The sequence below is a fragment of the Cryobacterium inferilacus genome, from assembly GCF_019599185.1.
Lineage (GTDB): Bacteria > Actinomycetota > Actinomycetes > Actinomycetales > Microbacteriaceae > Cryobacterium > Cryobacterium inferilacus.
The window spans coordinates 1-8,055 of sequence record NZ_JAIEUL010000037.1 but is presented as its reverse complement, the minus strand read 5'-3'; the positions used below and the strand labels follow the sequence as shown (position 1 = coordinate 8,055).

Sequence of the window (8,055 nt, the reverse complement as noted above, 5' to 3'; positions counted from 1 at the left end):
GAGCCCAGCGCTCGTTGATCGAGCTTGTCGAGATCACAGGGTCGGTCCTTCGGGGCCGGCCCTGTTGTCGTTAACCCCAGCCGTCGGTCGAGCCCAGCGCGCGGGCGCGCCCATTTCGTCGGTCGAGCCCAGCGCGCGGGCGCGCCCATTTCGTCGGTCGAGCTTGTCGAGACCTCGTGTGTCGTCTCTGAGCGGGGGTCGGGATCTCGACAAGCTCGATCAGCGTGTGGGTCGCGCCCATCTCGTCGGTCAGTGTCTGAGCGGGGGTCGGGATCTCGACAAGCTCGATCAGCGTGTGGGTCGCGCCCATCTCGTCGGTCGAGCTTGTCGAGACCCGGTCAGACGATTTCTCCCTCAGCCTCCGCAGCGCTAGCCGATGTGTCTACTATTTGGGTATGACGCTAGACAAAACGACCGAGCGGCACCGGTGATGGCCGAGCTGCCCGACTCCGAGTCGTCCCGGCCGGCAAAGCCCGCCCTGGACTCGGTCGACCTGCACATCCTGCGAGAGCTGCGCGAGAACGGCCGAATCTCCATGGCGGCCCTGGCCGAGAAGATCAACCTCTCCCGTGCCAGCGCGTACAACCGCGTCGAGCTTCTCACGCGCTCCGGTGTGATCACCGGTTTCAGCGCCCGCATCGACCCGCGCCTGGTGGGCCTGGACATCTGCGCCCTGGTGTTCGTCACCGTCCACCCGCAGATGTGGAAATCCTTCAGGGATGCCCTGCAGGGCATGCCCGATGTGGAGTACTGCTCCATCACCACCGGCGAGCACGATGCCATGATGCTCATCCGCGCCGCGGACGTGAGCAGCGTGCACGAATTCGTCACCGGCGTGGTCGCCATCCGCCCCGAGATCAAAGCTGTCGTGAGCGTCGTGGTGCTCGACGAGGTGATCCGCAAACCGTACCTGCTGCCCAGCGACATCCCGCAGCGTCCGCAGCAGGCCGAGCGGCTCGGCATGACCCGCTGGACCCGGCCCGCCGCCGAACGGGAATCGCTGCCCAGACAATGAGCCCCGCCGGCGGGCGCCACCACCCGCCGCCTCAATCGTCTAACGCGGCCCACCCGGGCCACCCGCCCGAATGGACAGAACCGGCGCGTCCGAGGCCGGCACGCCAAGGTCGTCCAACGGCCTCACGCGGCCCCACGCGCGCGGTCTAGGCTCGGGGCGTGATCTGGACCTTCGACTTCCCGCTGCGCACCGAGCGGCTCCTCCTCCGCCCGCACACGCTCGACGATCTCGACGACCTCGTGCTCTTCCACGGCGACCCCGACATCACCCGATACATCCCCTGGCCGGTGCGCGACCGCGCCGCCACCCTCGCCGCGCTCAGCGCCAAACTGCGGCAGACGGATGCGCGCACCGCCGGCGACTGGATCGTCCTGGCCATCGAAGAGGCCGGCACCGTCGTCGGCGAGATCCTGCTCAAGCGTACGTCCGACACCACGGCCGAGCTCGGCTACGTCCTCGCCGCCTCCGCGCAGGGACGCGGCCTCGCCACCGAGGCCGCCGCTCACCTGCTGCAGGCGGCCGAGCGCCGCTTCGGGGTCACCGCCGTCGAGGCCGTCATCGAGGCGCCAAACGCCGCATCCGCCCGCGTGCTCACCCGCCTGGGCTTTGCCCCCACAGCCTCCGCCCACCCGCCCCTGCTGTCGTTCCGACGGCTCAGCCCCGCCCCGAAAGAACCGGTTCCCATGCCTGCACCCGCCGCCGATCGTCCCCTCCTGCTCGACGGACTGAGCTTCCGCATGATCTCGTCCACCGCTAGCGACGTCAGCGCGGAGGCGCCCACCCGGTTTCTCTACCGCCAGGACGGTACCCTGGTCTGGGGCGATTACACCGGCGACACCGTCACCCAGGGCCGCATGGTGGGCCGGATCGTCGACGACCGCATCGAGATCAGCTTCGCCCATGCCCTCGTGACCGACGGGTCCGTCGTGATGGGCTCGGCCGTCAGCGTGGCCGAGGTGCGCGACGACGGCCTGGTCTACCTGGTCGAAGAATTCGAGAAGAACGGCCAGACGCACCGGAGCGTGTGCGTTCAGGTCGTGTAACACGCCCGAAACACGAGCATTCGTCTTATCGCCGCGCGCGCGTCGTCGGCTCCTGTAGACGTTCTGCCAAAGAACGGCGGTGACACCGGAGCAATGTCCGGGCACCGCCGGTTCCGTTGGACAGATCGTCGGGGGATGTGGCAATCTCATCTAAACCGTCCGCGGTTGCTTGTTGCGACACTTTCACCCGTTTCACTCCAGGAGGCACTTCGTGCGTACGTCCCCCCGCTACACCGGCATCGCGATCGGCGCCGTCGCGGCGCTCCTGCTGGCCGGCTGCTCCGGCGGCAACTCCGCGCAGAACACCGACGACGCCTCCGGCGGTTCCGTCGTGATCGACGCCGCGTTCTCGATCGAAACCGCCGACCCGGGGAACACCTACGACCCCACCGGCAACATGGTCGCGAAGGCGCTCTACGAGACCCTCGTCGACTTCAAGGGATCCGACGTCAACACGCCCATCCCCGGCCTGGCCGACTGGACGCAGAACGACGCGGCGACCGAGTTCACCTTCACCCTCGAAGACGGCCGGGTGTTCTCCGACGGCAGCCCGATCACCGCCGACGACGTGGTGTTCTCCCTGCAGCGCATCCAGGGCATGGCCGACGCCAAGCCCGCCTTCCTGCTCGCCGGGGTCACCATCGAGAAGGTCGACGAGAAGACCGTCACGTTCACCACCGCCACCCCGCTGCTGCAGCTGCCCGCGATCCTCGCCAACCCGGCGCTGGGCATCGTCAACTCAAAGGTCGTGGAGAAGAACGGCGGCGCCACCGACGGCACCGACACCGCGCAAGCCTTCCTCGACGGCGAGTCCGCGGGCTCCGGCCCCTTCGTGCTCGACTCGCTCGACCTCACCTCCCAGGTCGTGCTCACCCGCAACGACGAGTACAACGGCGACGAGGAAGCCGCCTACGACCGCGTCGTGATCCGCAATGTCACCGAGAGCGCCACCCAGAAGATCAACCTCGAGGGCGGCGACACCATGGTGGCCATGGACCTCAACGGCGACCAGGTCGCCAACCTCGCCGACAACCTCACCGTCGCGTCGGTGCCGTCCGCGCAGACGATCTTCCTGCTGGTGAACCAGAACGCCACCGTGGGCGGCGTCACCGCCAACCCCAAGTTCGCCGAAGCCGTGCGGTACGCGCTCGACTACGACGCCCTGCTCGAACTGGCCGGCACCGGCGCCTCCGAGGCGACCGGCGTGATCCCGCCGTCCTTCGCCGGAGCCCTGGCCGACGGCGTCAAGCAGGACCTCGCCGCCTCGACCGCCGCCCTCACTGCCTCCGGCTACACCGGGGAAACCGTGCGCCTGCAGTACCCGAACGACTACCCGGTCGGCGGCGTCGAATTCACCCCGCTCGCCGAGCGTGTGCAGGCCCAGCTGAAGGATGCCGGCATCAACGTCGAGCTGGCGCCCGCGCCGTTCACCACCGAGATCGACCCCTACGTGAACGGCACCGAGGCGTTCAGCATGTGGTTCTGGGGCCCGGACTACGCCGACACGGCCAACTTCCTGCCCTTCGCTCCCGGCCTCAAGGTAGGCCTCCGCGCCGGCTGGACAGCGGACGCGAACCCGGAGATCGCCGACCTCGCCACGCAGGCCGCCGCCGCGACCGATCCCGACACCCGGGAGGCGATCTTCACCGACTTCGCCACCGCGATGCAGCAGGACGGTCCGTTCGTACCGCTGATCGTGCCAGGCTCGAACATCGCCACGGCCAACACCGTCACCGGCGCCGTGTACAACGCGGTGTGGACGATGGACATCGCCGAGTTGAGCCCCACGAGCTGACCGCGTGACCCTGGACAAAACTGACCCTCGTCCGAGCCGGCGCAGCAACAAGAAGGCGACGTCCCCCCTCGCCTCCTACCTGCTGCGCCGGCTCGGCACCTCGGTGTTGCTGCTGCTCGGCGTGACCATCGTCACGTTCGCCCTCACCAACCTCGTGCCCGGCGATCCCATCACCGCGGCTCTGGGCGAGGGCGCCTCGAACAACCCCGCCACCGTCGCCGCGTACGTGGAACGGTACGGGCTCGACCAGCCGCTGCCCGTGCAGTACCTCACCTACCTCGGCAACCTGCTGCAGGGCGACCTGGGCCGCTCGCTCAGCACGGGCCGGGCGGTCACCGCCGACCTGGCCGTCGCGGTGCCGGCCACGATCGAGATCGCGATCGGCGCCATCCTGGTCAGCCTGTTCGTGAGCGTGGCCCTCGGCACCCTGGCCGCCTACCGCCGCGGCCTCGTCACCGACCAGGTCGTGCGGGTGGTCTCGCTCATCGGGCTGAGCGTGCCGACCTTCTGGCTCGCCCTCGTGGCGTTCAACCTCTTCTTCCTGCAGCTGGGCATCGCGCCGGGCTCCGGGCGGCTCTCCCCACAGCTGAGCCCGCCGCCCACGATCACCGGGTTCCACACCCTCGACTTCCTGCTCAACGGCGACAGTGTGGGCTTCGTGGATGCGATGGCCCACCTGGCGCTGCCGGTGTTCGTGCTCTCCCTGTTCACCGTCGGCCTGCTCACCCGGTTCATCCGCACCTCGGTGCTCGAGGTGCTCGACCAGGACTACGTGCGCGCCGCCCGGGCCAAGGGGCTCAGCGGCGCCCGCGTCGTGCTCGACTACGTGCTGCGCGGCGCCTCGCTGCCGATCCTCACCGTGGTCGGCATCGCGTTCGGCTCGTTGCTCTCCGGCACCGTGCTGGTCGAGGCCGTGTTCGCCTGGCCGGGGCTGGGCACCTACGCCTACAACTCCGCCACCAGCCTCGACCTGCCCGGCGTCATGGGCGTGGGCCTCGTCGTGGGCGTCATCTACCTCCTCGTCAACTTCGTGGTGGACCTGCTGTACGGATTCCTCGACCCGAGAGTGAGGCTCGGATGATCCGCCGCCGACGCATCCCCATCCCACGCGCCTGGCTGACCCCGCTCGCCGTGATCGGTGTGGTCATCGCCCTGGCCTGGGTGCTCATCGCGGTCACCGCGCCGCTCTGGATTCCCTATGCGCCCAACGCGCAGACGCTGCCGAGGCTGCAGGCGCCCGGCATCGACACCCTGATGGGCACCGACTCCGTCGGCCGCGACGTCTTCTCCCGGCTGATGAGCGGCGCGAGCGTCACCATCCCGCTCGCCCTGGCCCTGGTGGCCGTCTCGCTCACCATCGGCACCACCCTCGGCGCCGTGGCCGGGTACTTCGGCGGCTGGGTCGATGAGGTGCTGATGCGCCTCACCGATCTGGTGATGGCGTTCCCCACCGTGATCCTGGCCATGGTGATCGCCGCCTCCCTCGGCCCGTCGCTGTTCAACGCCGTGCTCGCAGCGATCGTCGTGTCGTGGCCCGCCTACGCCCGCGTCAGCCGCAGTCTTGTGCTCAGCCTCCGCCAGCAGAACTATGTCATCGCCGGCCGGCTACTCGGCTTCAGCCCGGTACGATCGCTGCTCACCGACATCCTGCCCAACATCGCCGGCCCCGTCGTCGTGCTCGCGACCCTCGACGTGGGAACCGCCATCCTGCTGCTCAGCGGCCTGTCATTCCTCGGCCTGGGCGCCCAACCGCCGACCGCCGAATGGGGCTCCATGATCTCCAGCGCCATCCAGAACTTCGACGCCTGGTGGATCGGCGTGTTCCCGGGCCTGGCCATTCTCACGGTGGTGCTCGCGTTCAACTTCATCGGCGACTCGCTGCGGGACATCCTCGACCCGGTCTCGGGTGGCGCGCGTGAAGCGGCCGCCACCACCGCGGTCGCGCCCGGGCAGCCGAACGCACGGGAGGCCGTCGCATGAGCGTGCCAGTGCTGCAGATCGACGGCCTCACCATCGGTTTCGGCGCCACCGCCGTGGTGCGCGGGGTGTCCCTCGACCTGCGTGCCGGCCGGGTGCAGGGGCTGGCCGGCGAATCCGGCTCGGGCAAGACTGTCACCGCGATGTCGGTCCTCGGCTTGCTGCCCCGCACCGCGACCGTCACCGGGTCCATCCGGCTCGGCGAGACCGAACTCGTCGGACTCCGCCGGCGCGAACTCAGCGCCGTGCGCGGCCGCCGAGTGGCGATGGTCTTCCAGGATCCGTCGGCGAGCCTGCACCCGCAGCTCACGGTCGGTCACCAGCTCACCGACCACGTGCGCCGCCACCTCAAGCTCAGCAAGGCTGCGGCCCGCAGCCACGCGGTCGAGTTGCTCGCCCGGGTGCGGGTTCCCGACCCCGGGAACGCGCTGGGGCGCTATCCTCACCAGTTCTCCGGCGGCCAACGGCAACGCATCGCCATCGCGATCGCGCTCGCCTGCGACCCCGAGGTGCTGCTGGCGGATGAACCGACCACCGCGCTCGACGTCACAGTGCAGGCCGGCATCCTGCACCTGCTGCGTGACCTGGCCATCGAGCGCAACCTGGCCGTGCTGCTGGTCACCCACGACCTCGGCGTGATGAGCGCCATCGCCGACGACGTGGCGGTGATGCGGCACGGCCTCATCGTGGAGTCCGGCACCCGCGAGCAGATCTTCCTCGCTCCCAGCCACGAGTACACCCGGGCGCTGCTGGCCGCGATGCCCGACTCGGCGCCCGCGGTACGCGCCGACGCCGGTGCGGATGCGTCCGCCCTCGATTCCCCCGACGAAGAAGGCACCTCATGAGCGCACTGCTCACCATCGATGATCTCGTCGTCGAGTACCCCGGCCGTGTCACCGTGCGCGCCGTCGACGGCATCGGGCTGTCGATCAGGCCCGGCGAGGTGCTCGCGCTCGTTGGCGAGAGCGGATGCGGCAAGTCCAGCACCGCCCGGGCGGTCGTAGGCATGGAGCGGCCCCGGTCCGGATCCGTGCTGTACCGCGGCGAGGCCGTGCCCCCGCTCGGCCTGCGCCGGCGGCCGAACCGCTTCACCGCCATGCAGATGGTCTTCCAGGACCCCAACTCGTCGCTCAACCCGCGCAAACGCGTCGGCGCTCAGATCAATGACGGCATCATGGCGGCCGTGGCACGTGGCGCGGCCGGCTCCACCCCGGGGGAGTGGATCGAAGCGGTCGGGCTGAGCAGCAGCCTCCTGAACCGGTTCCCGCACCAGTTCTCCGGTGGTCAGCGGCAGCGCATCGCCATCGCCCGGGCGCTGGCCGCCCGGCCGGACCTCATCGTCGCCGACGAACCCATCTCCGCCCTGGACGCGTCCAGTCAGGCCGCCGTCGCCGGCCTGATGCGCCGACTGTGTCTCGACGCCGGCGCGGGCATGCTCTTCATCTCGCACGACCTCTCGGTCGTTCGAGTGATCGCCGACCGCACCGCGGTGATGTACCGCGGCAAGATCGTGGAGTCGGGGCGCAGCGAAACCATCTGGTCGGACCCGCTGCACCCCTATACCCGGGCGCTTTTGTCGGCCATCCCGCACCCGGACGGGAGGGGCATCCTCCCCGCCGCTCCCGACCTCGAAGCCCCGGCCAGTTGGTCCACCGTGCTCCCCGGGGCGCTCGAGCGCGTCTGAGCGCCGATCCGGACCCGACCGCCCGCTGGGTGCCCTGGTGTGACTAGGGGCGTCCCATGCCGTGGTAAGTCCAGCCCGCCGCGCGCCGCGCGCCACGCGGCCGCGTCCAGTGCGTTGCGGCCGTCGATTATGGTGGGGGTCGCACCAGTCCAGCTGCCCACACGGGATCGATTGCGACGAATTCAGGCCATTCGGTCACGAGCACAACCAACTCGGCATCCTGGATGGTTGCTGCGATGCTCTCCGAGTAGTTCAGCTGCGGGTGCTTGGCTTGCGCGTTCTCATTCGACTTGGGGTCGTGCGCGAGCACGTCGGCCCCGAGACCGTGCAGTTGCACGGCCACGTCCAGCGCTGGGGAGTCGCGTACGTCGTCCGAATGCGGCTTGAAGCTCAGACCCAGCACTCCCACCTTCCCGTCGTGCAGGCGCTCACCCAGAGCGGCTGTGGCCAGGTCGACGACGTGGGAGCGTGGAACCCTCAAGATCAACTCCGAGGTCGAGGTTGTCGGCATCCGCCCGACCATCAAGACCACGGTCACTGG

Annotated in this window: 8 protein-coding genes; 7 read left to right on the top strand and 1 reads right to left on the bottom strand. The window is 69.4% G+C overall.

The annotated features are described in order from the left end of the window. Nucleotides 1-430 precede the first annotated feature (430 nt). The 7 genes from K2F54_RS18590 (at nt 431) to K2F54_RS18560 (ending at nt 7,514) form a co-directional block, all read left to right on the top strand. Nucleotides 431-1,015: an Lrp/AsnC family transcriptional regulator gene (locus tag K2F54_RS18590; RefSeq protein ID WP_220607347.1), complete on the top strand. Its 585-nt coding sequence runs from the start codon at nt 431-433 to the stop codon at nt 1,013-1,015. Nucleotides 1,016-1,173: 158 nt separating this feature from the next. Continuing rightward, complete coding sequence (locus K2F54_RS18585) at nt 1,174-2,058, top strand: GNAT family N-acetyltransferase (protein ID WP_220607346.1); 885 nt, start codon at nt 1,174-1,176, stop codon at nt 2,056-2,058. A gap of 211 nt (nt 2,059-2,269) precedes the next feature. Next, nucleotides 2,270-3,853 carry an ABC transporter substrate-binding protein gene (locus tag K2F54_RS18580; protein ID WP_220607345.1) on the top strand — a complete coding sequence of 528 codons (1,584 nt, stop codon included), beginning with the start codon at nt 2,270-2,272 and terminating at the stop codon, nt 3,851-3,853. Between the two features lie 4 nt (nt 3,854-3,857). Beyond that, a complete protein-coding gene (locus tag K2F54_RS18575; protein WP_308287740.1) occupies nt 3,858-4,934 on the top strand; it encodes an ABC transporter permease in 1,077 nt (358 codons plus the stop codon). Next, nucleotides 4,931-5,833 carry an ABC transporter permease gene (locus K2F54_RS18570; RefSeq protein WP_220607344.1) on the top strand — a complete coding sequence of 301 codons (903 nt, stop codon included), beginning with the start codon at nt 4,931-4,933 and terminating at the stop codon, nt 5,831-5,833. The genes K2F54_RS18575 and K2F54_RS18570 overlap by 4 nt, the downstream gene beginning before the upstream one ends. Beyond that, nucleotides 5,830-6,675, top strand: a complete 846-nt coding sequence (locus K2F54_RS18565; protein WP_220607343.1) for an ABC transporter ATP-binding protein — start codon at nt 5,830-5,832, stop codon at nt 6,673-6,675. Before K2F54_RS18570 ends, K2F54_RS18565 begins: the two co-directional genes overlap by 4 nt. Continuing rightward, the gene (locus K2F54_RS18560; protein WP_220607342.1) at nt 6,672-7,514 is read left to right on the top strand and encodes an ABC transporter ATP-binding protein; all 843 of its coding nucleotides are present in this window, start codon (nt 6,672-6,674) and stop codon (nt 7,512-7,514) included. The genes K2F54_RS18565 and K2F54_RS18560 overlap by 4 nt, the downstream gene beginning before the upstream one ends. A 127-nt stretch (nt 7,515-7,641) precedes the next feature. On the opposite strand, the gene K2F54_RS18555 is transcribed toward K2F54_RS18560, so the two are convergent. Then, nucleotides 7,642-7,917, bottom strand: coding sequence for a UDP binding domain-containing protein (locus tag K2F54_RS18555; protein ID WP_308287739.1), 276 nt, complete (start codon nt 7,915-7,917; stop codon nt 7,642-7,644). Nucleotides 7,918-8,055: the final 138 nt, after the last annotated feature.